Source organism: Enterobacter soli (assembly GCF_964208575.1).
GTDB classification, from domain to species: Bacteria; Pseudomonadota; Gammaproteobacteria; order Enterobacterales; family Enterobacteriaceae; genus Enterobacter; species Enterobacter soli_A.
Window position 1 is genome coordinate 18,897 of record NZ_CAXOFU010000010.1, and the last position, 26,840, is coordinate 45,736.

General features: G+C 57.3%; 23 protein-coding genes and 1 pseudogene. 12 read left to right on the plus strand and 12 right to left on the minus strand.

Annotation, left to right across the window (positions count from 1 at the left end; genetic code table 11):
* Positions 1-4: 4 nt before the first annotated feature.
* From lgt to rppH, 3 genes are all read right to left on the minus strand, one after another.
* Positions 5-880 carry a prolipoprotein diacylglyceryl transferase gene (gene lgt, locus AB6V08_RS11985; RefSeq protein WP_368542855.1) on the minus strand — a complete coding sequence of 292 codons (876 nt, stop codon included), beginning with the start codon at positions 878-880 and terminating at the stop codon, positions 5-7.
* A gap of 191 nt (positions 881-1,071) precedes the next feature.
* Positions 1,072-3,318 carry a phosphoenolpyruvate--protein phosphotransferase gene (gene ptsP / locus AB6V08_RS11990; protein WP_368542856.1) on the minus strand — a complete coding sequence of 749 codons (2,247 nt, stop codon included), beginning with the start codon at positions 3,316-3,318 and terminating at the stop codon, positions 1,072-1,074.
* Positions 3,319-3,330: 12 nt separating this feature from the next.
* Positions 3,331-3,861 carry an RNA pyrophosphohydrolase gene (rppH, locus tag AB6V08_RS11995; RefSeq protein ID WP_014071600.1) on the minus strand — a complete coding sequence of 177 codons (531 nt, stop codon included), beginning with the start codon at positions 3,859-3,861 and terminating at the stop codon, positions 3,331-3,333.
* A 442-nt stretch (positions 3,862-4,303) separates the two neighbouring features.
* Between rppH and AB6V08_RS12000 the strand changes: the two are divergent.
* From AB6V08_RS12000 to AB6V08_RS12015, 4 genes and pseudogenes are all read left to right on the plus strand, one after another.
* Positions 4,304-4,390: pseudogene (locus AB6V08_RS12000) on the plus strand (hypothetical protein); the annotation flags it as partial.
* A 154-nt stretch (positions 4,391-4,544) separates the two neighbouring features.
* On the plus strand, positions 4,545-5,237 hold the full coding sequence (mutH, locus tag AB6V08_RS12005; RefSeq protein ID WP_368542857.1) for a DNA mismatch repair endonuclease MutH: 693 nt from the start codon (positions 4,545-4,547) through the stop codon (positions 5,235-5,237).
* Positions 5,238-5,366: 129 nt separating this feature from the next.
* On the plus strand, positions 5,367-5,585 hold the full coding sequence (locus AB6V08_RS12010) for a YgdI/YgdR family lipoprotein (RefSeq protein WP_014071602.1): 219 nt from the start codon (positions 5,367-5,369) through the stop codon (positions 5,583-5,585).
* 123 nt (positions 5,586-5,708) lie between these two features.
* Positions 5,709-6,749: an NADP(H)-dependent aldo-keto reductase gene (locus AB6V08_RS12015; protein WP_368542858.1), complete on the plus strand. Its 1,041-nt coding sequence runs from the start codon at positions 5,709-5,711 to the stop codon at positions 6,747-6,749.
* A gap of 54 nt (positions 6,750-6,803) precedes the next feature.
* On the opposite strand, the gene lplT is transcribed toward AB6V08_RS12015, so the two are convergent.
* Entirely contained in the window at positions 6,804-7,997 is a 1,194-nt protein-coding gene (gene lplT, locus AB6V08_RS12020; protein WP_368542859.1) for a lysophospholipid transporter LplT, read from the minus strand.
* Positions 7,990-10,149 carry a bifunctional acyl-ACP--phospholipid O-acyltransferase/long-chain-fatty-acid--ACP ligase gene (aas, locus tag AB6V08_RS12025; RefSeq protein ID WP_368542860.1) on the minus strand — a complete coding sequence of 720 codons (2,160 nt, stop codon included), beginning with the start codon at positions 10,147-10,149 and terminating at the stop codon, positions 7,990-7,992. The genes lplT and aas overlap by 8 nt, the downstream gene beginning before the upstream one ends.
* A gap of 623 nt (positions 10,150-10,772) precedes the next feature.
* Here aas and galR point away from each other — a divergent pair.
* Complete coding sequence (galR, locus tag AB6V08_RS12030; protein ID WP_368542861.1) at positions 10,773-11,789, plus strand: HTH-type transcriptional regulator GalR; 1,017 nt, start codon at positions 10,773-10,775, stop codon at positions 11,787-11,789.
* Here the strand turns inward: galR and AB6V08_RS12035 are convergent.
* The 4 genes from AB6V08_RS12035 to AB6V08_RS12050 form a co-directional block, all read right to left on the minus strand.
* Positions 11,750-12,226: a GNAT family N-acetyltransferase gene (locus AB6V08_RS12035; protein WP_368542862.1), complete on the minus strand. Its 477-nt coding sequence runs from the start codon at positions 12,224-12,226 to the stop codon at positions 11,750-11,752. The two genes, galR and AB6V08_RS12035, sit on opposite strands and share 40 nt — an antisense overlap.
* Positions 12,223-12,996, minus strand: coding sequence for a GntR family transcriptional regulator (locus AB6V08_RS12040; RefSeq protein WP_234670939.1), 774 nt, complete (start codon positions 12,994-12,996; stop codon positions 12,223-12,225). Before AB6V08_RS12040 ends, AB6V08_RS12035 begins: the two co-directional genes overlap by 4 nt.
* 89 nt (positions 12,997-13,085) lie before the next feature.
* The gene (locus tag AB6V08_RS12045; protein WP_368542863.1) at positions 13,086-14,513 is read right to left on the minus strand and encodes a glycoside hydrolase family 1 protein; all 1,428 of its coding nucleotides are present in this window, start codon (positions 14,511-14,513) and stop codon (positions 13,086-13,088) included.
* A gap of 7 nt (positions 14,514-14,520) precedes the next feature.
* Complete coding sequence (locus tag AB6V08_RS12050; protein ID WP_368542864.1) at positions 14,521-15,846, minus strand: PTS sugar transporter subunit IIC; 1,326 nt, start codon at positions 15,844-15,846, stop codon at positions 14,521-14,523.
* Positions 15,847-16,144: 298 nt separating this feature from the next.
* Between AB6V08_RS12050 and AB6V08_RS12055 the strand changes: the two genes are divergently transcribed.
* Positions 16,145-17,161 carry a LacI family DNA-binding transcriptional regulator gene (locus AB6V08_RS12055; protein ID WP_368542865.1) on the plus strand — a complete coding sequence of 339 codons (1,017 nt, stop codon included), beginning with the start codon at positions 16,145-16,147 and terminating at the stop codon, positions 17,159-17,161.
* Here the strand turns inward: AB6V08_RS12055 and lysA are convergent.
* Positions 17,153-18,415, minus strand: coding sequence for a diaminopimelate decarboxylase (lysA, locus tag AB6V08_RS12060; RefSeq protein WP_368542866.1), 1,263 nt, complete (start codon positions 18,413-18,415; stop codon positions 17,153-17,155). The genes AB6V08_RS12055 and lysA overlap by 9 nt on opposite strands.
* A gap of 124 nt (positions 18,416-18,539) precedes the next feature.
* Between lysA and AB6V08_RS12065 the strand changes: the two genes are divergently transcribed.
* A complete protein-coding gene (locus AB6V08_RS12065) occupies positions 18,540-19,463 on the plus strand; it encodes a LysR family transcriptional regulator (protein WP_368542867.1) in 924 nt (307 codons plus the stop codon).
* Here the strand turns inward: AB6V08_RS12065 and AB6V08_RS12070 are convergent.
* Complete coding sequence (locus tag AB6V08_RS12070; RefSeq protein WP_368542868.1) at positions 19,450-20,142, minus strand: aspartate/glutamate racemase; 693 nt, start codon at positions 20,140-20,142, stop codon at positions 19,450-19,452. The genes AB6V08_RS12065 and AB6V08_RS12070 overlap by 14 nt on opposite strands.
* Positions 20,143-20,276: 134 nt before the next feature.
* Here AB6V08_RS12070 and AB6V08_RS12075 point away from each other — a divergent pair, with 134 nt between their 5' ends.
* Entirely contained in the window at positions 20,277-20,600 is a 324-nt protein-coding gene (locus AB6V08_RS12075) for a cupin domain-containing protein (protein ID WP_368542869.1), read from the plus strand.
* A gap of 30 nt (positions 20,601-20,630) precedes the next feature.
* Here AB6V08_RS12075 and wzz(fepE) read toward each other — a convergent pair whose 3' ends face one another.
* Positions 20,631-21,776 (minus strand): LPS O-antigen length regulator Wzz(fepE), encoded by a 1,146-nt coding sequence (gene wzz(fepE), locus AB6V08_RS12080; RefSeq protein WP_368542870.1) that lies wholly within the window; start codon positions 21,774-21,776, stop codon positions 20,631-20,633.
* 546 nt (positions 21,777-22,322) lie between these two features.
* On the opposite strand from wzz(fepE), the gene AB6V08_RS12085 reads away from it, so the two are divergent.
* Genes AB6V08_RS12085 through AB6V08_RS12100 form a run of 4 tightly spaced genes read left to right on the plus strand, consistent with a single transcriptional unit; the run spans position 22,323 to position 26,548 of the window.
* Positions 22,323-23,213 (plus strand): carbohydrate ABC transporter permease, encoded by an 891-nt coding sequence (locus AB6V08_RS12085; protein ID WP_368542871.1) that lies wholly within the window; start codon positions 22,323-22,325, stop codon positions 23,211-23,213.
* Complete coding sequence (locus AB6V08_RS12090; RefSeq protein WP_368542872.1) at positions 23,206-24,108, plus strand: carbohydrate ABC transporter permease; 903 nt, start codon at positions 23,206-23,208, stop codon at positions 24,106-24,108. The genes AB6V08_RS12085 and AB6V08_RS12090 overlap by 8 nt, the downstream gene beginning before the upstream one ends.
* Before the next feature lie 12 nt (positions 24,109-24,120).
* Complete coding sequence (locus AB6V08_RS12095) at positions 24,121-25,248, plus strand: ABC transporter ATP-binding protein (protein WP_368542873.1); 1,128 nt, start codon at positions 24,121-24,123, stop codon at positions 25,246-25,248.
* Positions 25,249-25,261: 13 nt separating this feature from the next.
* Positions 25,262-26,548 carry an ABC transporter substrate-binding protein gene (locus tag AB6V08_RS12100; protein WP_368542874.1) on the plus strand — a complete coding sequence of 429 codons (1,287 nt, stop codon included), beginning with the start codon at positions 25,262-25,264 and terminating at the stop codon, positions 26,546-26,548.
* Positions 26,549-26,840: the final 292 nt, after the last annotated feature.

Genomic DNA, 26,840 nt, shown 5'->3' on the forward strand with positions numbered 1-26,840 from the left:
TTCCTCAGGAAAATTGTTGCTGTGAGCGACGACGATACGCCCAAATCATCATAATGGCACCCGCGACGATCATCGGGATAGAGAGAATCTGCCCCATGCTGATGTACTGCACCCATTCGCCGGTAAACTGCGCGTCCGGCTGACGGAAGAACTCAACGATGATACGGAAAGCACCGTAGCCGATCAGGAACAGACCGGAGACCGCCCCCATTGGACGAGGTTTGCGGATAAACAGATTCAGGATGATAAACAGCACGACGCCTTCCAGCGCCAGCTCATAGAGCTGAGACATGTGGCGCGGCAGCACGCCGTAGGTGTCGAAGACAGACTGCCACTCAGGGTGTGAAGGCAGCAGCGCCATATCTTCCGCGCGAGAGCCCGGGAAGAGCATGGTAAATGACACGTTCGGGTCAACGCGGCCCCACAGCTCGCCGTTGATAAAGTTGCCCAGACGGCCAGCCCCCAGCCCAAACGGGATCAGTGGCGCAATGAAATCAGAGACCTGGAAGAAGTTGCGTTTGGTGCGCTTGGCGAAAATCACCATCACCAGGATCACGCCAATCAGGCCGCCGTGGAAGGACATACCGCCATCCCAGACGCGGAACAGATAGAGCGGATCGTTCAAGAACACCGGGAAATTGTAGAACAGGACGTAGCCAATACGACCGCCGAGGAAGACGCCGAGGAAGCCCGCGTACAGCAGGTTTTCAACTTCGTTCTTTGTCCAGCCGCTGCCAGGACGGCTGGCGCGACGACCAGCAAGCCACATGGCAAAGATGAAGCCCACCAGATACATCAAACCGTACCAGTGAAGCGCAACAGGTCCAATAGAGAAAATGACCGGATCAAATTCCGGAAAATGCAGATAACCACCGTTCATCTGTCACCACAAGATGTTGTTATTCCGCTGAAAGTGGACAGCGGTAGAAATGCGCCCTTGCCGCTGGCAGGTGCTCCAAAGTTGCGAATCATAGCATAAGCCAGAGGTTGAGGATGCGCCTCAGTTGTAAAAGATGTGTATAGAGTGTTGTGCAGGTTGTTGCCCTCTCCAGCGAGAGGGCAATGCAGAGACTAGCGGCCGCCGCGGATCAGGCCACCCATGCCGCGTCGCTCCATAAAGGCCGCGACCTGATGGCGCACCTCTGTTGCCATCTGCGCATCAAGGCAGCGGGCTGCCAGCTCCCGGGCATCTTCGTGTTCGATATGGCGCAGCAGGTATTTCACGCGCGCCACGGAACGTCCGTTCATGGACAAATGACGGAAGCCAAGGCCGATAAGAATGGCAACGCACATGGAGTCCCCCGCCATTTCACCGCACAGACGCAGGTCAATACCGTACTGGTCAGCTTCGCGGGCAATCAGGGATAGCGCGCGCAGCATAGCGGGATGCAGGCTGTCGTAGATGCTGGCAACCCGGGTGTTGTTGCGATCGACCGCTAAAATGTACTGCGTCAGATCGTTGGTGCCAACGGAGATAAAATCGACGCGATTCGCCAGCTGCGGCAGCATGAAGACCATGGAAGGGACTTCAAGCATCACGCCGATACGCGGTTTGGGAATAGCGTAGCCGATCATCTCTTCCACTTCGCGGCCCGCACGTTCGATCAGGCGCCGGGCTTCATCGATCTCGTCGATGCTGGTGATCATCGGCAGCAGAATGCTGAGGTTGCCCGTTGCCGCATTCGCACGCAGCATGGCGCGCACCTGGATCAGGAAGATCTCCGGCTGATCGAGCGTGATACGAATCCCGCGCCAGCCGAGGCACGGATTCTCTTCGCTGATCGGCATGTACGGCAGCTGTTTATCCGCCCCGACGTCGAGCGTGCGCAGCGTGACGGGCTTGTCGTTGAACATCTGCAGCATGCCCTGATACTGGGCGACCTGCTCTTCTTCCGACGGAAAACCGCTTTGCAGCATGAACGGGATTTCGGTGCGATATAGCCCGATGCCATCGATGCGGCTGCCGAGTTTTTCCTCGTGCTCCGGGCTTAAGCCCGCGTTGAGCATCACTTTGACCCGCTCGCCGCTCTTAAGCTGCGCAGGCAGGTTGACGTCGTCTTCCGCCAGCTTGCTGAGCTCATTCTCTTCGCTGATAAGGCGCTGGTATTCCTGCAGCAGCACCGGCTCAGGATCGACCAGCAGCTCGCCGCGATAGCCGTCCACGACAAGCGTACGCCGATGCAGCACCGAGGGCTGGATATCTGCCCCCATCACGGTTGGAATGCCGAGCGCGCGCACCATGATGGCGGCATGGGAGTTGGCCGCGCCATCGCGTACCACGACGCCCGCAAGTCTGTCCTGAGGCAATTCGGCGAGCGTGGTGGCCGAAAGTTCATCTGCCACCAGCACAAAGCGTTTAGGCCAGGCATTCGCTCCCTGAATGGAATCATCGAGATGGAACAGCAGGCGCTGCCCCAGCGCACGCAGATCGCCCGCGCGCTCTTTCAGATAGCCGTCGGTCAGCGCGGCAAACTGCTCGGCAAATTTTTCGATGACCTTTTTAACGGCCCATTCGGCAACCGAGCCTTTATCCACCTCGGCAAACAGCTCCCGGCGCAACCGCGCATCGGAAAGCAGGTGCGAATAGAGGTCAAAAATGGCGGCGGTCTCTTTCTGCGCGCCCGCGGCAAAGCGTTTGCTGTAGCGGCGAAATTCGTTCGCGGCCTCTTCCAGCGCGGCGGTAAGGCGCTCGCGCTCGAGGGCTTCATCAAGCGTTGAGGCTTCGTAGACCTGCTCCATCAACGGCAGCGTGGCGTCCATCCAGCCTTCGGCGATGGCGACGCCCGGTGAAGCCGGCAGCGCGCGGATCCGCGTATGGCGGTACTGACCAAAAAGGGCGGCGAGCTGAGACTGCGAAAGAATGGCCGCCATTTGGGTGGCGAGCGTGACCAGGAATGACTCTTCGCTTTCATCGTACTGGCGCAGCTCGCGCTGCTGAACCACCAGTACGCCAAGAAGCTGACGACGCTGAATAATCGGAACGCCGAGGAAGGCTTTGAAGCGCTCCTCTTTTACGGAAGGAATGTATTTAAAGCTGGGGTGTTTTTGCGCATCGGCAAGATTTATCGGCTCGGCGAGCCGTCCAACCAGGCCAACGATGCCTTCGTCAAACGCGAGCGTAACGGTGCGTCCGCGCGGTTTTTTCAAACCACGCGTTGCCATCAGGTAATAGCAACGCCGGTCATGATCGGCCAGATACACCGAACAGACCTCGGTTTCCATCGCAAGACAGATGTCAGTAACCAGAATATTCAGCGCCTCGTTGAGGCGAGGCGCACTGGCTACCTTCTCGACTATTTCTCGCAGGCGGGTGAGCATGATTTGCGTTGCTTAACCTCTTTTACGTCGCCAGGCAGGTGCGCTTTGCGGCTTAGGAGGCGTTTCCTGAAGCGACATCACAACACTTGCGAACTCTTTCATCACCCTACGGTAAACATCGCGTTTAAATGACACGACCTGACGAACAGGATACCAATAGCTCACCCAACGCCAGCCATCAAACTCGGGCGTACTGCTGGTTTGCATGTTGATATCTGAATCGTTGCCCACCAACTGCAACAGAAACCACTTCTGTTTCTGGCCGATACAAACCGGCTTTGTGTCCCAACGCACCAAACGTTTCGGTAACTTGTAACGCAACCAGTTGCGGGTTGAAGCCAGGATGCGAACATCTTTCCGGCTTAAACCGACCTCTTCAAACAGCTCCCGGTACATCGCTTGTTCTGGGGACTCCCCTGGATTGATCCCGCCTTGCGGGAACTGCCAGGAGTGCTGACCATATCGCCTGGCCCACATGACCTGACCCTGACGATTACAAATTACAATTCCTACGTTTGGGCGGTAGCCATCGTCATCAATCACCGGACTACCCCAAACTAAACCTTATATATGAATGATTGTTTCACACTCCAGGGAGGCGGTAAACCACTCTCTTACAGGGCTGCAACCTAATAACATTTGAATAACTCACAAATATCAGCCGAGTTATAAACAGATGAGGGGCCGTAACGGCAATTTTATTCACGTTTTCTGTGGATATAGTTGTGAAGAAGTACGGAATTACCCATGAACAACCTCAGCGGACGATGATATCCCCTGAACGGGGTGTAAAAATAAATCTATACTATTCATAACAATAGCGTTATTCACAGGGCATAAAACCGCGATAACGTGACGATCGTCACACCCGAGATCGTCGAGCTGATGAAAGATCGAACAGCGTCGGTTTTATCCACAGATTGTGCCAATAAGTTAGACACAATTTGTGTGAAAATTCGATTTTCGTCGCACGTCAAGGCTGTAAATTGAAACAGTAGTCAGGGTTATTCCCAGTTATCCCACTTTTCTGTGGATAACATGGTGTAAGATCCTGTTTATTGTCAGTGACCAGATTTGAACAACCTGTTTTCTGCGGCAAATTGATTTCGGTATAAATGTCAAAATCACATTAAAATCATGCACATGGCATATTAGTACAGAAAAAGTTAAACTCTATCCACAAGGTGAAAAAACTTAGTTCATTTTTTAATCAAAAGGTTATCCTCATGCAATCGCTCACGCCGCTGCTCTCTCCTCCCTCCAGCGAAGAACAACTCCTGCACCAGGCCCAGCGCCTGGCGGGCTATTCGCTGGGCGAGCTGGCGGCGATGGCGGGCTTGCCCATTCCCAACGATCTGAAACGCGATAAAGGCTGGATCGGTATGCTGCTGGAGCTGTGGCTAGGCGCCAGCGCGGGCAGTAAGCCGGAGCAGGATTTCGCGGCGCTGGGCGTGGAGCTGAAAACGATCCCCGTTGATAGCCTTGGAAAACCGCTGGAAACCACCTTTGTGTGCGTGGCGCCGCTGACGGGCAACACGGGCGTCACCTGGGAAACCAGCCACGTTCGCCACAAGCTCAAGCGCGTTCTGTGGGTTCCCGTTGAAGGTGACAGGCAAATCCCGCTGGCCGCGCGCCGCGTGGGGGCGCCGCTGCTCTGGAGCCCGGATGAAGAGGAAGAGAGGCAGCTTCGCCTGGACTGGGAGGAGCTGATGGACATGATTGTGCTCGGGCAGGTCGAACGGATCACCGCCCGCCACGGCGAAGTTATGCAGCTTCGCCCAAAAGCGGCCAACAGTAAGGCATTAACGGAGGCGATTGGCGCAAAAGGTGAGCCCATTCTGACGCTTCCGCGCGGCTTTTACCTGAAGAAGAATTTCACCGGAGCCCTGCTTGCCCGACATTTCTTACTAAAAACATAGTTTTTTAACGAAATTTGCGCGGTATCAAACATAATCACCTGGTTTTTAAGATTTTACCGCTTTCTCCTTTCGTTATAACAGGTTATTACTACACTATGATTTGATACGAGCCAGGTGAGGATGATAACGATGAAAAAATGGGCGGTGTTGATCTCTGCAGTCGGTTTAGCGTTTGCCGTGTCGGGCTGTAGCAGTGATTATGTGATGTCGACAAAAGATGGACGCATGATCCTGACCGATGGCAAACCCGAAGTTGACGACGATACCGGATTGGTCAGCTATCGCGACCAGGAAGGCAATAAAATGCAGATCAATCGCGACGAAGTTTCTCAGATTATCGAGCGATAAACAGATAAAGGTCAGTGGCTTGCTGGCCTTTTTGATTTTTTTCTTCCCCTTTTGCTTCCCCTCTGCCATGTTTATATTCCTTCGTCGGGGAGTTCCTGACGCCCATTGTAAAGGAAGCCGGCTATGCATTATCACCGTATCCCCCACAGCTCTCTGGAGATAAGCCAACTGGGGTTGGGCACGATGACATTTGGTGAACAAAACAGCGAAGCCGATGCCCATGCACAACTCGACTATGCCGTCAGCCAGGGCATTAACCTGATTGACGTGGCAGAGATGTACCCTGTTCCTCCGCGTCCGGAGACTCAGGGTTTGACCGAAACCTACGTCGGCAACTGGCTGGCGAAACGCGGCAATCGTGAAAAGCTGATTGTCGCCTCCAAGGTAAGCGGCCCTTCACGCAACAACGATGCCGGGATCCGCCCGAATCAGGTGCTGGATCGCAAAAACATCCGCGCCGCGCTCGATGAGAGCCTCAAGCGTCTGCAAACCGACTACCTCGATCTTTATCAGGTTCACTGGCCGCAGCGCCCGACCAACTGCTTCGGCAAGCTCGGCTACAGCTGGACCGACAGCGCACCGGTCGTCACCCTGCTCGAAACCCTGGAAGCGCTGGCCGAGTGTCAGCGTGCGGGTAAAATCCGCTACATCGGCGTGTCGAACGAAACGGCCTTTGGCGTGATGCGCTATCTGCATCTGGCAGACAAGCACGATCTGCCGCGCATCGTCACCATCCAGAACCCGTACAGCCTGCTGAACCGCAGCTACGAAGTGGGCCTGGCGGAAGTGTCGCAGTATGAAGAGGTCGAGCTGCTCGCCTATTCATGCCTGGGCTTTGGCACCCTGACCGGAAAATACCTGAACGGCGCGAAGCCTGCCGGGGCGCGTAACACCCTGTTCAGCCGCTTTACCCGCTACAGCGGCGAGCAGACGCAAAAAGCCGTTGCGGCCTATGTGGATATCGCGAAACGCCACGGTCTCGATCCTGCCCAGATGGCGCTGGCCTTCGTGCGCCGCCAGCCGTTCGTGGCAAGCACCCTGCTGGGCGCGACCACGATGGAGCAGTTGAAAACCAACATTAAGAGCTTCCACCTCAACCTCAGCGAAGAGGTGCTGGCGGAGATTGAGGCGGTGCATCAGGTTTATACCTACCCGGCACCCTGACAGATGCAAAACGGCAACCCAGGTTGCCGTTTTTAATGTTTCGGGCCGCAGATATTATCGACGACGCTGCCAGATCCACAGCCCGGCAATCGCCAGCGCAAATATTCCCCCGAACCCAACGCCAATGCCCACCACGGGCACACCCACCTTCACGGCCAGCGAGTAAAGACCCAGCATCAGCAGCATGGCGGTGTTTTCACCCAGGTTTTGCACCGCAATGGCATTCCCGGAGCCGACGGTCTGCTTACCGCGATCCTGCAGCAGCGCGTTAAGCGGCACCACAAAGAACCCGCCGAGAATACCGATCAGAATAAGCAGGACGTACGCCGGAAGCAGAGCGTGCTGCAAGGCGAAAATAAGCACCCCCAGGCCAATCAAAATCCCCGCAGGCATACAGCGCGCGACGGTGTCCAGCGTGACCAGCTTCGCCGCCGCACCGGCACCCGCAACGATCCCGATCGCCACCATCGCGTTAAGGTAGGTTGGCGTGGCGTTGTCGGTAATGCCAAGCGCCGTGGGCACCCACAGAACCAGCAGGAAGCGCAGCGTCACCCCCGCGCCCCAGAACATGCTGGTGCCCATCAGGGAAAAGCGCGTTTCGCCGTTACGCCACAGCACGCGGCAGGCGTTGAAGAAGCTCGCGGTCATGGGCGTGAAGCGCCAGGATTGCCCCGGTCGGGCTACCGCCAGCCTCGGGATAAACAGGTTCGCCACCACCGCCGCGCCGTAGACCACGGCACACACGCCGAGCGCCGCCAGAACGTGCCAGTCAGCCAGCACGCCGCCCGCCACGGAGCCGAGCAGGATAGCCGCAATGGTGGATGATTCCATCAGGCCGTTGGCTTTCACCAGCTTGTCCCCGGTGGTCAGCTCGCCCAGGATGCCGTACTTCGCCGGAGAGTAGGCTGCGGCGCCGATGCCCACCAGCGTATAGCCGATAAACGGGTTGAAGCCAAAGCAGATGCTCGCCGCGCCCAGCAGCTTCAGGCTGTTGGCGAACATCATCACCCGGCCTTTCGGGAAGCTGTCCGCCACCTGCCCGACAAACGGCGCAAAAATGATGTAAGCACCCACAAACACCATCTGGAGGATCGGCTGGCTCCAGTCGGGATAGAACTCCGCTTTCAGCAGCGCCAGCGTGGCAAACAGCAGCGCGTTATCGCCAAACGCAGAGAGAAACTGGGCGGCAATCACCGCCATCATGCCTTTCGACCAGATTGAGGTGTTAGTGTGCGCTGACTTATGCATTTTGCTGTTCCGCCTCTTCGACCATGCTTTTCAGGGTAACGAAATCGGGCTTGCCGCTGCCCAGTACCGGCAGCTGTTTCAGATAGCGGATATCGCGGGGCACCGCCAGCTCTGGAATGCCGTTCGCGCGCGCATACTGCAGCAGCTGTTCGCGCTTAAGCTCGCCGTCGGTGGTGAACAGCACCAGGGCTTCACCTTTGCTGGCATCGCTTTTCACCACGGTCGCGTGAAGTTTTTCCGCCGACACCGCCGTCGCCAGCTGTTCCACCATCTCCAGCGACACCATCTCGCCGGCAATCTTGGCGAAGCGTTTGGCGCGCCCCTGGATTTGCACAAAGCCCTGCTCGTCGAAGCGAACGATATCGCCCGTGTCGTACCAGCCCGGCTCCATTTCCCCGTCGACGTTTTCCGCCACCGGCGCTTCCAGCACGCCCGGATTTTCCACGCGCAGATACCCGTTCATCACGTTTGGCCCTTTCAGCTGCAAGCGCCCGCCCTCTTCAATGCCCGGCACGGCCATCAGGCGCGCGTCCATTCCCGGCAGAATACGGCCAACGGTGCCCGGTTTTGCCGCCATCGGCACGTTGATGGACACCACCGGCGCGCACTCGGTCACGCCGTAACCTTCAAGGATGCGCAGGCCAAACTTGTCCTGCCAGATCTGACGGGTGCTGTCCTGCAGCTTTTCCGCCCCCGCCACCACGTAGCGCAGGCGGTAGAAGTCGTACGGATTGGCAAAACGCGCATAGTTGCCGAGGAAGGTGGATGTCCCGAACAGCACGGTGCAGTTACGGTCGTACACCAGCTCCGGCACCACGCGGTAATGCAGCGGGCTTGGATAAAGGAACACTTCCGCGCCGGTGAGCAGCGGCGTAAACAGCCCCACGGTCAGGCCGAAGGAGTGGAACAGCGGCAGCGCCGACATAAAGCGGTCGTTGGCGGTAAAATCCGCGATGGTTTTGATCTGCTCGACGTTGGCCAGAATGCTCTTGTGGCTGTGAACCACGCCCTTCGGATTGCCTTCTGAACCGGAGGTAAAGAGGATAATCGCCGCGTCTTCCGGCTGCTGTTTTACCTGTGCCAGGCGCGGAGCCAGCAGGTGCGCGAAGATCCACACCTTGTCGGCGGTGGTCACGTCCGCTTTCAGATCTTCCAGAAATACCCAGCGAACCTGCGTCAGCTGCTCCGGCAGGTGCCACAGCTTGCCCTTATCGAGGAACTGGCGCGAGGTGAAGATAGTGTTGATCTGCGCCGCGGTGATGGCGCTGGTCAGCCCTTTGACGCCCGCGGTGTAGTTCATCATCGCCGGAATACGGCCCCGGCAGACGGCACCGAAAATCACCGCCGCGCTGATCCCCGCGTTGGGCAGCATCAGGCCTATCTTTTCGCCCTGCTTGCTGTATTTCTCCAGAATGCGGGCAACGAACAGCGTCTTGGTCAGCAGCTTGCGGTAGGTGTCCGGGGTGAAATTGACGTCTTCGATGCAGTTTTTCTTCGCGCCGTAGCGGTTCTGCGCCGACAGCAGCGATTCGTAGAGCGTTTCGCGCGGACGGACGGCCATGCGCGCTTCCATCATAATCTGGTGCAGCATCTCCCCGGCGATTTTACGGCGGTCGCGGGCGCGCGGCGCGTCGGGCATCGGCAATGAGGTCGGCGGCAGAATATGCAGGGTAATTTTCGGGAACATGCGCTGCTTCACCAGCCCTTTCAGGCGGCTGGTGTAGTTCAGCTCTGCGCCTTCGATACGCATCGGCACCACGGTGGCCTTTGATTTCGCCGCCACGAATCCCGCGCCGTCGTAGATTTTCATCAGCGAGCCGGTCACCGAAATACGCCCTTCCGGGAAGATCACCACCGGGCGGCCCTGCTCAATCAGGCGCACCAGATGTTTGATCATCATCGGCTTGGTGGGGTCGAGCGGCACGAAATCAATGAATGGCGTAAGCCAGCGCATAAACCACTGCTGGCTGATCGAGGTATACACCGCAAATACCGGACGCACGGGCAGGAAAAGCGCCAGCAGGATGCCGTCAATAAACGAAACGTGGTTTGGTGTAATAAGGACGCGTTCGCCGCTTAGCGCACGGGTATCGCCCGTCACGCGGATGCGAAAGAGAATACGGAAAAGTGTGCGAAAGAACCCAAAAAGCATCTCAACTCCCTTTGCCAGCCAGTGTGGGATAGTCAATAAATGGTGGCAGATTACACGAGAAGTGCAGCAGGAGCGATAGCAAAAACCGGACGAAAAAAAACCTGCGCATCCGCGCAGGTTGGTGCAAGAGAAGAGTACGGGATGCGTACTAAGAATTCTCACCAATCAATACCTCTGGGATCTTGATTGTGGCTTTTCGGCAGTGGCTTCGCCAGCGGGAAAACGCAAGGGAATGAGCCGAAATGCAACCAGGTGTGAATATTCTCTTTTGCTGTTACAGGTTGAACTGTGAGGCAAAAAAAAACCTGCGTATAAACGCAGGTTGGTGTAAATCGTGTTAATCAACCGGAGTTGATTCCACCTATCAATACCTCTGGGATCTCGACTCTAACAATCTCGCGCCGGACTTCGCTATCAGACAATCGCAACAGCCTGAGGCAAAGTGTAACTAAAGGTTCAGATTGACATTATTCCGTCACGCCCGCCCGTGTAACGATTACACGCGCGGGGCATGTTCTGCATCACGTTTGTGGAGGGCCAACACCCCCGCCCCTTGAATGCGCGTTACTTTTCCGCAACACTAGTTGGTGTGTAAACGCTTACCCCTAATAAGAAGGTATTAAATGGCGACAATAAAGGATGTGGCTCGTCTGGCTGGTGTTTCCGTCGCGACCGTCTCGCGCGTGATTAACGACTCCCCCAAAGCCAGTGACGCATCGCGCCAGGCAGTGCAAAGCGCCATGGAAACGCTGAATTACCACCCTAACGCCAACGCCCGCGCCCTTGCGCAGCAGTCGACGGAAACCGTTGGCCTGGTCGTGGGCGATGTCTCCGATCCCTTTTTCGGCGCGATGGTCAAAGCGGTCGAGCAGGTGTCTTACCAGACCGGCAATTTCCTGCTGATCGGCAATGGCTACCATAATGAACAAAAAGAACGCCAGGCCATCGAGCAGCTGATCCGCCACCGCTGCGCCGCGCTGGTGGTTCATGCCAAAATGCTCCCCGATGCCGAGCTTATTCACCTGATGAAGCAAATCCCCGGCATGGTGCTGATTAACCGCATTATTCCCGGCTACGAAAAACGCTGCGTCGCGCTTGATGACCGCTACGGCGCCTGGCTTGCCACCCGCCACCTGATCCAGCAGGGCCATACCCGCATCGGCTACCTTTGCTCAAACCATCCGATTTCAGACGCCGAAGATCGCCTCCAGGGCTACTACGACGCGCTGCGTGAAAACAACCTGCCGTGCAACGATCGTCTGGTGGCCTACGGCGAGCCGGACGAAAGCGGCGGCGAGCAGGCCATGACCGAGCTGTTAGGACGCGGGCGCAACTTTACCGCCGTTGCCAGCTATAACGACTCGATGGCCGCAGGGGCGATGGGGGTGTTGAACGATAACGGGATTGATGTTCCGGCAGAAATTTCGCTGATTGGCTTTGACGATGTGCTGGTGTCTCGCTACGTGCGCCCGCGCCTGACCACCGTGCGCTACCCTATCATCACCATGGCGACTCAGGCGGCAGAGCTGGCGTTAGCCCTGGCAGACAAGCGCCAGCCGCCAGAGATCACGCACGTGTTCAGCCCGACGCTGGTGCGCCGTCACTCCGTTGTGCCGCCCGCAGACGCCGCCAGCGAATAGCGGTACAGATGCACGGTTTTATCCGGGTATTCCAGCGCATCGCCAACGTACTGCCAGCCGTAGCGTTCGTAAAAATCGCGGCAGGCGGACCAGAGATGAAGCTCGCGATAACCGGCCTTCGCCGCGTAGTCCTGAACATAGGCCTGTAGCTGCCCCGCAAGACCCTTTCCGCGCGCGGCATCATCAACGTAGAGCGCCGCCAGCCACGGGCAGAGATCCTGGCGGGTAATCAAATCGCAGCGCCATAACCCCACCGTGCCGAGCAGCGTTTCGCCCTCAACGGCGATAAAGGTCAGCGGCAGCGCGCCGGGCGTCTGGCTGTGGTCAACCACGCTCTGGAAAAACGCGCGCGGCACGCCGTCGCCAAAGGCGGTCCAGATCCAGTCGATAACCTGCCCCGCAAACTGCGGCGCGGCGTAGAGCGGTACAATCTTCACACCAGCTTCCCCTGGAAAACGGGGACGGATTCAAAAAGATAGCCGTCAAAATCCGGCGCGTCTTCGTCGGAAAGCTCCAGCAGGCTCTTTTTCACGTTTTCCAGATGCTGGAACATGGCCTGCCAGGCACCCATCACGTCGCGGCGGCGCAGGGCGGCGAGAATGGTTTGACGGTCGCCCAGCCACTTCAGGCGGTACGCCCGGCTGGCGATATGCACGTTGAACTGCTGCCACAGCGGGCTGCTGTCCATGTGGTGCCAGACGCTCTCGACGGTCGCCAGCAGCATCTGGTTCTGCGTGGCGCCCGCCAGCACCAGGTGGAACATCTTGTTGTTATCCTGGCTGTTATCGTCCGCGGCAATCGCCCGCTGCTCCTGCTCGATAATGCGGCGCAGGTTGTCGATATCCGCGCGGGTCGCCATTTTTGCGGCGAAGGCGGCGATGTTGCTTTCCAGCAGCTGGCGCGCCTGCAAAATTTCGAACGGGCCGACGTCGCTGTTGAGAAAACGCTCTTCTTCGTTTTCATGCTCTTCGGGAATGCGCATCACGTAGACGCCCGACCCCTGGCGAATATCCACCGTGCCCTGAAGCTCCAGCATCAGCAGCGCTTCACGCACGATGGTGCGGCTCACGCCGTAGGTTTCCGCGATATTGCGCTCCGGCGGCAGGCGCGAGCCAACGGGATAATGACCCTGGATAATTTGCGCACGCAAATCCTCGCCAATTTCCTGGTACTGTTTCTTTTCCGGCAGGATGACAGCCTTATCCACGTAACCACCTGTTAATCAGTTAATGCGCAGGCCGGGCGTCCTCCCGGCCAGTTTGTGCGCTATTTTACCAGAAGCCGCGCGGTTTTCGCCTACTTCCATTCATCGTCAATCGAGAGCGTGAGCAGGCGCGCATCGCGTAGCTGCCGGAACCAGGAGGCGGACTTTTTCGCCCGGCGGGCGCGGTTATTTTCCAGATCGATTTCAATGAGCCCGTAGCGGTTCTTAAAGGCGTTCATCGGCGAAACGTTATCGGTGAATGCCCACAGCATGTAGCCGTGACAGTTTGCCCCTTCCTCCCGCGCCAGCAGCGCGTAGTAGAGGTGCTCGCTGATAAACGCGATGCGGTAATTGTCTTCAATTACGCCGTCGCGATTGCGGAACTGCGCTTCGTTTTCCACGCCCATCCCGCTTTCCGCCACGAACCAGTCGATGTTGCGATAGTCGTTTTTAATCCGCATCGCCATGTCGTAGATAATGCGCGGATAGATTTCCCAGCCGCGGGAGGGGTTCATGCGCCGCCCCGGCAGCTCGAAAGGCTCGTAATAGTACGCCGGATGGAAAGGCGTTTCCGGGTGCCAGGCGCGGGACGGCGCTTTAACCCGGTGCGGGTAATAGAGGTTGATCCCCAGCTCGTCGACGGTGTTGTCGGCGATAAGCTGTAGCTCCCCTGGCGAGTAGTTCCACTCAACCTGATGCTGCTCCAGCAGGGTGAACAGCTCTTGCGGATAGCGGCCGTGAACCAGCGGATCGAGGAACACCCGGTTGTAGAACAGATCGTAAATTTCTGCCGCCTTCACGTCGTGTGGCGCGCGGGATCGCGGGTAGGTCACTTCCGGGTTCAGAATGCAGCCCACCGAGCCGCGATAGCCCTTCTCGCGGAACAGCTTCACCAGCTTCGCCGTGGCGAGCACCTTGTGGTGGTTCCACTGCATCCAGGTGCCGGTGTTCTGCTCATAGGGCCAGCGCAGCGCGTCGAGGTAGACGCGGGTTTGCACCACAATCGGCTCGTTAAAGCTAAACCAGCGCGTCACTTTGGTGTGGTAGCGGGCAAAGACCTTCTCCGCATAGCGCACGAATAGCTCGACCACGTGCTTCGACGCCCAGCCGCCGTAGGTTTCCAGCAGCACGCCCGGCAGCTCGTAGTGCTCCAGGCAGATCATCGGCTCAATGCCCTGACGGTGCATTTCGTCGAACAGCGCGTCGTAATACGCCGCGTACTCCTCGTCCACCGTCGCGTTTTCGTAGTCGGTCAGGAAGCGCGACCAGTTGATCGAGGTGCGGTAGTGGGTCAGCCCCGCCTGCTTCATCAGCGCCACGTCTTCGCGAAAGCGGTTGATAAAATCCGTCGCCACCGCCGGGCCGTAGCCCTTGTGCCAGACGTGCCTGTCGTTTTTGTACCAGAGATCGAGCCACGAATCCTGCCCCGGCTTTTTCCCGCTCCAGCCCTCGGTCTGCCAGGCGGAGGCCGCCGCCCCCAGAATGAAATCCTGCGGAATGGTTATCTGCTTTGTGCTCATGGCGTCCTCACGCGTTATTGGTAGCTTGCTGCAGCGCAGCCTGCTCTGCGCGGCGCGAAGCAATCTTCACAAACGGCAGATAGATAATGACGGCGGTCACGATGCAGACAAGCTGGGTTACCACCGCGCCCATCGAGCCCGCCGTGGAAAGCCAGGCGTTAATCAGCGGCGGGGTGGTCCAGGGCACCATCACCACGGCTTTTCCGGCGAACCCGGCGGCGGTGGCGAAGTAGCCGATAGATCCGGTGACCAGCGGGGTGATGATGAACGGAATGGCGAGGATCGGGTTGAGCATAATTGGCATCCCGAAAATCACCGGCTCGTTGATGTTAAACAGGCCCGGGCCAATGGAGAGCTTGGCGATCTCCTTCATCTCTTTGCGTTTGGTGGCGATCATCACCGCAATCAGCAGACCGATGGTCAGCCCCGACCCGCCGATGCTCATGTACACGTCCCAGAACGGCATGGTGATGATGTTCGGCACCTCTTTGCCCTGCTCGAACGCGCTCATGTTGACGGTGATCGCCCCCAGCAGCAGCGGTTCGCGGATGGGCTTGATCATCTGGTTGCCGTGGATCCCGATCACCCAAAAAAGCTGGGCGACAAACATCAGCAGCAGAATGCCCGGCAGGCTCTGCACCACGCGCTCCAGCGGCTGTTGCACCACCTGGTACACCGCGTCGTACAGGTACATGCCCGTGAGCTGGTGGAAGATAAAGCCAAAGGTCGCGATGGCGGTGGTGGTGATGATCGCCGGGATCAGCGCCGAAAACGACGCGGCGACGTTGGGCGGCACCGTGTCCGGCATCCTGATTTTCAGCCCCTTGCGGTTCTCCAGCCAGCAGTAAACCTCAACGGAGAGAATGGCGATAAACATGCCGAGGAACAGGCTGCGGGTATCGGAGAACTGGCGCAGCAGCACGTCTTTCACCACGTGCATTTCGCCGTCTACCAGCATTTCGACGGTGGTTGGCGTAACGCAGATAAAGCAGATCACCGCCAGCAGGCCGGGGAAAAGGGATTTGATGCCGTTAATGCGCCCCAGCTCCACGCCAATCAAAAACACCGCGCCGATGTTCAGGAAGTTAAGGGTGGCGTAGTTCAGCGCGCTGGTGATCGGCTTAAGCGCGGCGAGGAACGAGAGCGACTGGAAGCTCGCGAGGCCGTTTTTCGGATCCAGCACCATGTTGGAGATCAGCACCGAGAAGGCGCCCACGATGATGACCGGCATGAGGGTAATAAATGCGGACTTGATCGCCATGATATAGCGATAGCTATTGAATTTTGTGGCGAAACTGCCCAGAGCGTCGATCAGTTTTTCCTGCAATGCCATAGGGTTATACCTCAGTGAAGGGCTTTTATTGGAGTAGATCTACAGCCGCCTGTTATTGGCATACCAAAAATAGCTTTCAGACACCGATCGTTCTGTGATTAAGCTCCCAGAGTGGCAAGAGGTATTCCAAATCATGATTTATCACCACTTTGGTATGCCACTTGCTGCGTTTTATGCTGACGCGCCCCACCGTTGCCTGAAAGCGTGATCCTGATGGGGTTTTGCCCTCCCCGCTGCGCATATGTGCCTGAGCGACTGTGATAAACTTCGGGCGATTACGTGAATGCAGGAATTTCTAATGGCAACAATGCTGGATGTCTCACTACGCGCAGGGGTTTCAAAAGCCACCGTATCACGCGTGCTGAACGGCACAGGTCAGGTAAAAGAAAGCACGCGCCAGCAGGTGTTTAAGGCGATGGAAGAGCTGGGCTATCGGCCTAACTTTCTTGCGCGCTCGCTGGCGAACCAGACCAGCAACAGCATTGGTCTGGTGGTGTCGACATTTGACGGTTTCTACTTCGGACGCCTGCTGCAGCAGGCTTCCCGGCAAACGGAAACCCACGGCAAACAGCTGATCGTCACCGACGGCCACGACGCCCCCGAACAGGAAGAGATGGCGGTGCAGATGCTGGCGGACAGAAAGTGCGATGCCATCGTGCTCTACACCCGCTACATGAGCGAAAAGACGATCATGAAGCTCATCCACTCCGTGCAAACGCCGCTGGTGATCATCAACCGCGAGGTGAGCCAGGCGGCGGATCGCTGCGTCTTCTTCGAACAGCAGGACGCCGCCTTTAAAGCCGTGGATTATCTGATAGGCCAGGGCCACCGGGAGATCGCCTGCATCACCGTGCCTATCCACACGCCGACCGGGAAAGCGCGCCTGATGGGCTATCGCAAAGCGCTGGAAAAACACGGGATCGTCTGGGACGACAGGCGGGTGAAGTACGGCGATGCGGGAATGACGCGGGGCTATGAGCTGTGCAAAGAGCTGGTTGACGAGCAGGTGTCGTTTACCGCGCTGTTTGCCTGTAACGACGATATGGCGCTGGGGGCATCGAAGGCGCTACATCAGGCCGGGCTGCGTATTCCGCAGGATATTTCGCTGTTTGGCTTTGACGATGCGCCAAGCGCCAAATGGCTGGAGCCTGCGCTGTCGTCGGTCTATCTGCCTATCGATAATATGATCGTGACCGCGATCGATCAGGCGATCAGGCTGGCAAAAAACCAGCCGGTCGAAACGATCCCGCCGTTCACCGGCACGCTGGTGCTGCGCGACTCGGTGACCACGGGGCCGTATTTTCACTCAAAATAGCTCGAGCGCGAGCAGCTCCTGAATGGTCTGGCGGCGGCGAATCAGCCGCGCCACGCCGTTATCAAACATCACTTCCGGCAGCAGCGGACGGCTGTTGTAGTTAGACGACATCGACGCCCCGTAGGCCCCGGTATCGTGCAGCACCAGATAATCACCCGGCTTCACCTCCGGCAGCGCGCGGGTTTCCACTTTACCGCCCTCCTGCTGGGTGAAGACATCCCCGGATTCGCACAGCGGGCCGGCCACCACGGTTTCAACCCGCGGCACCTGGGTTAGATCGCGCCCGTCGGCGGCGAGCGCCGTGATGTGGTGATAGCTGCCGTACATGGCCGGACGCATCAGGTCGCTAAAGCCCGCGTCGATCAGCACAAAATGACGGCAGCCCATCTCCTTCACGCTGCGCACCTGCGACACCAGCACGCCGGACTCCGCCACCAGGAAGCGCCCGGGTTCAATTTCCAGCTTCACCGGATGCCCCAGATGCGCGGCGATTTTGTCGCGCGCGGCGCTCCACAGGCCGTAGTAGTGATCGGTGTCGATCGCCTCTTCCCCTTCACGATAAGGAATAGACAGCCCGCCGCCGGCGGAGATGGCCTCCATGTCCTGACCGAAGTCGATCACCTGGCGCACCATCGCGCCACACACCTGCTCCAGATGACCGTAGTCCACGCCGGAGCCGATATGCATGTGAATACCCACCAGCTTCAGGCCGTAGCGCTGGAGCACCTCAAGCGCGGCGGGGAGGTCGGTATACCAGATGCCGTGCTTGCTGTTTTCGCCGCCGGTATTGGTTTTTTGGCTGTGCCCGTGACCAAAGCCGGGGTTCACGCGCAGCCACACGCGATGGCCGGGAGAGACCTGGCCGAGCTGTTCCAGCATGTCCACAGAGCCGGCGTTAACCGGAATTTGCAGCTCATGCACGCGCGCCAGGGTGGCGTCATCAATCAGATCGGCGGTGAAGACAATCGCATCGCTGTCGGCCTTCGGATCAAACCCCGCCACCAGCGCACGCTCGATCTCCCCAAGCGACACGGAGTCAACCTTAACCCCCTGCTCGCGCATCAGGCGCAGGATGTGAATATTTGAGCAGGCCTTCTGGGCGAAGCGCACCACGTCAAACTGATGCAGCGCGGCAATCTTCTCGCGAACGATCTGCGCGTCGTAGACCCACACCGGGCAGCCGAATTCGGCGGGCAGGCGCAGTAAGTTATCGGCGTTCAAATCGGTATCGGTCTGGCTGAGCGGGCGTGGCATGGTCTTCTCCGGGTCATCGTTCTTTTTTATGATTACGCCACAGCGCGAAGGGAATAAAAAATATCGTTTTATCGTGAGTCTATGCAAAAATGATATGGATTCCCCTTTTATTGTCAGGTGCGCTATGCCCGCCGTTAACTTACGCCATATCGAGATTTTCCACGCGGTGATGACCGCCGGAAACCTCACCGAAGCCGCGCAGATGCTGCATACCTCCCAGCCGACGGTGAGCCGCGAGCTGGCGCGGTTTGAGAAAGTGCTGGGGCTGAAGCTGTTTGAGCGCGCGCGCGGCAGGCTGCATCCGACGGTGCAGGGCCTGCGGCTGTTCGAAGAGGTGCAGCGCTCCTGGTACGGGCTGGACAGGATTGTGAGCGCGGCGGAAAGCCTGCGGGAGTTTCGCCAGGGCGAGCTGTCCATCGTCTGCCTGCCGGTTTTTTCCCAGTCGTTTTTACCGATGCTGCTCCAGCCTTTTCTGGCGCGTTATCCTGAGGTCAATCTCACCATCGTGCCGCAGGAGTCGCCGCTGCTGGAAGAGTGGCTTTCGGCCCAGCGCCACGATTTAGGCCTGACGGAAACGCTGGCGACGCCCGCCGGAACAACGCGCACCGAGCTGCTTTCTCTGGATGAGGTGTGCGTCCTGCCCGCCGGGCACCCGCTTGCCGGCAAGCCCGTGCTGACGCCTGCGGACTTCCACGGGCAAAATTACATCAGCCTGTCCCAGACCGACAGCTACCGCCAGCTGCTGGACTCGCTGTTTGCCGACCATCAGGTTAAGCGCCGAATGGTGGTGGAAACCCACAGCGCCGCGTCGATTTGCGCGATGGTGCGCGCGGGAGTGGGAATTTCGGTGGTCAACCCGCTCACGGCGCTGGATTACGCCGAAAGCGGCATTGTCATTCGCCCCTTCAGCGTGTCGGTTCCTTTTACCGTGAGCCTGGTGCGTCCGCAGCATCGCCCGGCGTCCGCGCTGGTGGAGGCCTTTAGCGAACATCTGCTGACGCACGCGCGTCAGGTCGCGTTGCGCTTGCCTGAGCTTATGACAGCATAAATTCCACCGCGTCGGCGGCGTGGATCGCCGCGGTATCAAACACCGGGATCGGGCTGCGCTCGACCGGCACCAGCAGGCCGATTTCGGTGCAGCCGAAGATAACCCCCTCCGCGCCCTGCGCGGCGAGCTTCTCAATCACGCTGACGTAAAACGCCCGGGACGGCTCGCTGAACGTGCCGAGGCACAGCTCTTCAAAGATGATCTGGTTGATGCGCGCCCGGTCAGCTTCGTCCGGGATCGGGCTTTCAATCCCAAACTCGCTGCTCAGGCGACCGCGGTAAAAATCCTGCTCCATGGTATAGCGGGTGCCCAGCAGCGCCACGCGTGACATGCCCGCCGCGGCTATCGCCCGCCCGGTAGCGTCAGCGATGTGCAGGAAAGGCAGCGCGCAGCGCGCTTCGATGTGCGACGCCACTTTATGCATGGTGTTGGTGCAGAGCAGAATGCCCTCGGCGCCAGCACGCTCCAGGCCGAGCGCGGCCTGCGCCAGGATCTCCCCGGCTTTATCCCACTCGCCGCTCGCCTGGCAGGCTTCGATGTCGTGGAAGTCCACGCTGTGCATCAGCAGGCTGGCGGAGTGCAACCCGCCGAGACGTTGTTTAACCCCTTCGTTAATCAGGCGGTAATAAGGAATGGTGGATTCCCAGCTCATTCCGCCCAGCAGACCGATCGTTTTCATACTCTCTCCTTTGCGTTTGCTCCAGTGAAGCAAACTTGTGATCCGCTTTCCAGTTCTTTGGCGACACGTTTCTTTTTAATCGGCAGTAATATAAATTAAATGAAACATTGTTTTAATTAAAACTGGATCTGACTATGTTTATTTTTCACAAACAGACCACGCTTGAGGATCTGGGCAACGGCGTGACGCGCCGTATTCTGGCACATGACGGTAAGATGATGGCGGTTGAGGTGAATTTTGAGCAAGGCGCCGTCGGCCCTCTGCATAACCACCCGCACGAGCAGCTAACCTATGTGCTGTCGGGGGAGTTCGAGTTCACCATCGGGGAAGAAAAGCACGTGGTCACCGCGGGCGATACGCTCTATAAAGAGCCGCACGTGATGCACGGCTGCGTGTGCCTGAAGCCGGGCACCCTGCTCGATACCTTTACCCCGGTGCGGGAAGATTTTCTGAAATAAAAAAAGGGCGGTGTTGACCGCCCTTTTTTATTAATTTTCCGTCACCGGAACGGGAACCGGAAGAGGCTCCGGCAGCGGCTGACGCATTTTCATGGCATGGTTCAGCAACACGCTACCGCAGGCGAACAGGCCACCGACCATCAGCGCCAGCAGCAGGATCAGCGCCTTGCCCGGGCCATCTTTTTTCACCGGCATCGACGGCGAAAGCTGATACTTAAACGGCTCAAGCTTCACGTCTTCGATGGACAGCTTCTGCAGCTGCGCCAGGTGGTATTCGCGGTTCTGGAAATCAGCGTTCAGCTCTGCCACGTCTTTAATCGATTTTTCGATTTGCAGCTTCTGGGCAATGCCGTCCGCACCCAGCGCCACCGAGTAATCCGGATCGTCCTTCACCGCCTGGCCGTTGCTGTAGACCGGCTTCTTGATCCCGGCGGCGTTCGCCACTTCCAGGGAGTAGTTCAGACGCTGCAGGTTGGTATTGTGAATGTTGGTCAGGCGAACCCGATCCAGATCCAGCTGCTCTTTCTCCAGGCGCGTTTTCAGGGTGATTTGGTTGCGGATGTTCTGCATGGTTTCTTGCTCAACCAGCGCCGAAATGAACTGGATGTAGCCTTCCAGCACCGTTTGCGCATCGGCAGCCGTTGGCGCGGTAAAGCTCAGCGTCCAGGAGGAGTACAGCGCTTTTTCGGCATCTTTCGCCGCCGTGTTATCCACCGCCTTCATCTGTTCGGCGATATTCACCACCGCGCGGTGCAGCTCCAGCGGGTCAATATCCGCCCCTTCAAGCTGGGCCATCACGAACGGAGAAGAAGTCATGTACTCTTCGAGCAGCGACTGGGACTGGAATTTTTTGATGAACAGGTTGAAGACTTCCGGGCGCGAAATTTTCACGTCCACGTCCAGCACCTGCAGCGCAACCATCATCTGGCGCAGCGGGTTCCACTGGGTCTGTTCCGCCGGCGTGATGACGGCTTTACTGGTCCACTTTTGCGGCATGATAAACGCCACGGCCAGCCCGGCTAACCCGAACGCGAGCGTGGTGAGCACGATGCGTTTTTTGGCCGATAACAAGACGCTCAGTAATCCGAAAAGGTCGATTTCTTTGTATTCATGTGTCGGAGAGGCGTGACGGGAGAAATCCACATCCGTATTTTTCTTAAAATCCATGACTGACATAGCAATTCTTCTTTTTGATGGCGCAATAAATCTGCCTGAGAGGTCCCTGTTACCCGATGATACAAGAAAGTAAGAATTATCTGAATGTCGAAAGGCATTTTCTTTGGGGTATCTATCAAATTTAGTAGTTAGCTTTGAACCTCTTCCATTGTTATTACTCTTCTGCTTTTACCCCGCTTACGCTGACGTTCCGCCCGGCCCAGTTTCACTTAAGAATGCCAAAACTGCCACCTTCCTCACCTTATTGAAACAGCGTTTCGACCGCGATCACATTTCCATCATTAAGCGAATGACGCGGAAACAAATAGCAATAAAATAAAATAAAACGATGTTTTAGTATTCAAGAACAGCGGTTCGCGAGTTTTTAAAACCCTGACAGGACGCCGCCGCCAGGCCCAAGGAAAAGTCATTTAAAACAAGAGGTAATGGAGTAACCGTAACGCGTTTCATACCGAACACACATCCCCTCGCCTGCCTCCGGGCGCGGGGTTACAGCAGCACAATCGGATTCCGTATTAAAAACCATTGATTGCCAGGTAGGTATGTATGAATGAAAACAAAATGCTGGGGCTAGCGTGGATATCACCCTACATCATCGGGCTGATACTCTTTACCGCGTTTCCCTTTGTCTCATCGTTCTTTCTCAGCTTTACTGATTACGATCTGATGAGCCCGCCGGTGTTTAACGGCATCGATAACTATCGCTACATGTTTACGGAAGATACCCTCTTCTGGAAATCCATGGGCGTGACCTTCGCCTACGTATTTTTGACCATCCCGCTGAAGCTCGCTTTCGCATTAGGGATTGCGTTTGTCCTTAACTTCAAATTACGCGGCATCGGCTTCTTCCGTACCGCCTACTATATTCCGTCCATTCTCGGCAGCTCCGTGGCAATTGCCGTTCTGTGGCGCGCGCTATTTGCCATTGACGGCCTGCTGAACAGCTTTATTGGCGTGTTCGGTTTCGACCCGGTGAACTGGCTTGGCGAACCTTCGCTCGCGCTGATGTCCGTGACGCTGCTGCGCGTCTGGCAGTTTGGCTCTGCGATGGTGATCTTCCTCGCCGCCCTGCAAAACGTGCCCCAGTCGCAGTATGAAGCCGCGATGATCGACGGCGCGTCCAAATGGCAGATGTTCATGAAAGTGACCGTGCCGCTGATTACGCCGGTGATCTTCTTTAACTTCATCATGCAGACCACTCAGGCGTTCCAGGAATTTACCGGCCCATACGTCATCACCGGCGGCGGCCCGACCTATTCAACCTATCTGTTCTCGCTCTACATCTACGACACCGCGTTCAAGTACTTTGACATGGGTTACGGCGCAGCGCTGGCCTGGATCCTGTTCCTGGTGGTCGCCGTCTTTGCCGCCATCGCCTTTAAGTCTTCGAAATACTGGGTGTTCTACTCCGCCGATAAAGGAGGCAAAAATGGCTGATATCCAACAACTCTCCACGGCGCGAAGCATTGCCGAGCGCGAGGTGGCCCGCACGCTGCGCAAAGAGAAGATCAACGCCAGCGTTCGCTACGTGATTCTGCTGATCGTTGGCCTGCTGATGCTCTATCCGCTGGTGTGGATGTTCTCGGCGTCGTTCAAACCGAACCACGAGATCTTCACCACGCTCAGCCTGTGGCCGGCGCACGCCACCTGGGACGGCTTCGTGAACGGCTGGAAAACCGGCACCGAGTACAACTTCGGTCATTACATGCTGAACACCTTTAAGTATGTGATCCCGAAGGTGATCCTGACCATTATCTCCTCCACCATCGTGGCGTACGGCTTCGCCCGCTTCGAGATCCCGTGGAAGAAGTTCTGGTTCGCCACGCTTATCACCACCATGCTGCTGCCAAGCACCGTACTGCTGATCCCGCAGTACCTGATGTTCCGCGAAATGGGCATGTTGAACAGCTATATGCCGCTGTACCTGCCGCTGGCCTTCGCCACGCAGGGGTTCTTCGTCTTCATGCTGATCCAGTTCCTGCGCGGCGTACCGCGCGACATGGAAGAGGCCGCGCAGATTGACGGCTGTAACTCCATTCAGGTGCTGTGGTACGTGGTCGTGCCGATCCTGAAGCCGGCCATTATCTCCGTCGCCCTGTTCCAGTTCATGTGGTCAATGAACGACTTTATCGGGCCGCTGATTTACGTCTACAGCGTGGATAAATATCCGATTGCACTGGCTCTGAAAATGTCCATCGACGTCACCGAAGGTGCGCCGTGGAACGAAATTCTGGCAATGGCGAGCATCTCCATTCTGCCATCCATCATTGTCTTCTTCCTGGCACAGCGCTACTTCGTACAGGGCGTAACCAGCAGCGGAATTAAAGGTTAAGAGGGAAATATCATGGCTGAAGTTATCTTCAACAAACTGGAAAAGGTTTACTCCAACGGCTTCAAAGCGGTACATGCTATCGACCTGAAAATCGCTGAAGGGGAATTCATGGTGATTGTCGGGCCATCCGGCTGCGCCAAGTCCACCACCCTGCGCATGCTGGCGGGTCTGGAAACCATCAGCGGCGGTGAAGTCCGCATCGGCGAGAAGATTGTGAACAACCTCGCGCCGAAAGAGCGCGGGATCGCGATGGTGTTCCAGAACTATGCGCTTTACCCGCACATGACCGTGCGTGAAAACCTGGCCTTTGGCCTGAAGCTGAGCAAGATGCCGAAGGAGCAGATTGAGGCGCAGGTGAACGAAGCGGCCAAAATTCTGGAGCTGGAAGAGCTGCTCGACCGCCTGCCGCGCCAGCTTTCCGGCGGCCAGGCGCAGCGTGTGGCGGTAGGCCGCGCGATTGTGAAAAAGCCGGACGTGTTCTTGTTCGACGAACCTTTATCCAACCTGGATGCCAAGCTGCGCGCGTCGATGCGTATCCGCATTTCGGACCTGCACAAGCAGCTCAAAAAATCCGGCAAGCCGGCGACCACCGTTTACGTTACCCACGATCAGACCGAAGCGATGACCATGGGCGACCGTATCTGCGTGATGAAGCTCGGCCATATCATGCAGGTGGACACGCCAGACAACCTCTACCACAAGCCAAAAAACATGTTCGTGGCGGGCTTTATCGGCGCGCCGGAGATGAACATCCGTAAAAGCAGGCTGGTAGAAAAAGAGGGAAATCTGCACATTGCCATCGGCGATGAAACCATGCCGTTAAACGCGGAGAAGCGGGAGAAAGTCTCCGCCTACGCGGGTCAGGAAGTCTTCTACGGCGTGCGTCCGGAATTCGTGTCGCTTTCCGACGAACCGTTCACCGACGGCGGCTGCAGCGGCGAGATGGTGCGCGTGGAAAACATGGGCCACGAATACTTCGTCTACCTGAAGGTTGCGGACTACGAACTGACCGCCCGAATTCCTTCCGATGAAGCTAAGCCAATGATTGATAAAGGCCTTCATCGCAAGGTGTATTTCAAGTTTGATATGAATAAGTGTCATATTTTTGACGCAAAAACCGAGCAGAACATCTCTCTTTAATGGAGCTATAAAAATGAAAAAAGTGCTTTTAAGCGCCGCTATCTCCGCAACTCTGGGCCTTACAGCTTTGCCATCGATGGCACAAAACGTTGATTTACGCATGTCCTGGTGGGGCGGGAACGGCCGCCATCAGGTGACCCTGAAAGCGCTGGAAGAGTTCCACAAGCAGAACCCGGATATTAACGTGAAGGCGGAATATACCGGGTGGGACGGTCACCTGTCCCGTCTGACCACGCAGATCGCGGGCGGCACCGAGCCGGACGTGATGCAGACGAACTGGAACTGGCTGCCGATCTTCTCCAAAACCGGGGAAGGTTTCTACGACCTGAACAAAATGAAGGACGTGATAGACCTGTCTCAGTTCGATCCGAAAGAGCTGCAGTCCACCACGGTGAACGGCAAGCTGAACGGGATCCCGATCTCCGTGACCGCGCGCGTCTTCTACTTCAACGACGAGACCTGGAAAAAAGCGGGCGTTGAGTATCCGAAGACCTGGGACGAGCTGATGGCCGCCGGGAAAGCGTTCGAGAGCAAGCTCGGCAAGCAGTATTACCCGGTGGTGCTGGAGCATCAGGACACCCTGGCGCTGCTGAACTCGTACATGATCCAGAAGTACAACATCCCTGCCGTTGACGAGAAGACCAAAAAATTCTCCTACAGCAAAGAGCAGTGGGTGGAGTTTTTCCAGACCTATAAAAAGCTGATCGACAGCCACGTGATGCCGGACACCAAATACTATGCGTCGTTTGGTAAGAGCAACATGTACGAGATGAAGCCGTGGATCCAGGGCGAATGGGGCGGCACCTATATGTGGAACTCCACCATCAACAAATATTCCGATAACCTGAAGCCGCCGGCAAAACTGGAGCTGGGCAGCTACCCGATGCTGCCGGGCGCAACGGATGCGGGCCTGTTCTTTAAACCAGCGCAGATGCTGTCGATTGGGAAATCAACCAAAAACCCGGAAGCCGCCGCGAAGCTGATTAACTTCCTGCTGAACAGCAAAGAGGGGGTGGATACGCTGGGTCTGGAGCGCGGCGTGCCGCTGAGTAAAGTCGCGGTGCAGTACCTGACCGAAGACGGCACCATTAAAGAGAGCGACCCGTCGGTGGCGGGCCTGCGTCTGGCGCAGTCTCTGCCGGCGAAACTCTCCGTATCACCATACTTTGACGATCCGCAGATCGTGGCGCAGTTCGGGACGTCGCTGCAGTATCTCGACTATGGTCAGAAAACCGTGGAAGAGACGGCGGCGGATTTCCAGCGCCAGGCTGAGCGTATTTTGAAACGCGCGATGCGTTAACCTCAGTTGTAAAAAGGCCGGGTGGCAGCGTCGCCTTACCCGGCCTGATGTTGTGCGGTCTGATGCCCTCACCCTAGCCCTCTCCCACGGGGAGAGGGAACCGATCGAGTGTTTAGCAAGTACAGCGATTCCATTGCCAACATAGAAGAAAAGCTCAAAGCGACGCTCTGTTCCGGCTGAAAATCGCCGAAGCGTTTACGGAAGGCCGGGGCGACGCGCATGGATGCGCGGCGAGGGCGGGTTTACAGGGACGTTTCATCCGCCCGTCCCCGATAAGCCTGGAGCAAACGCT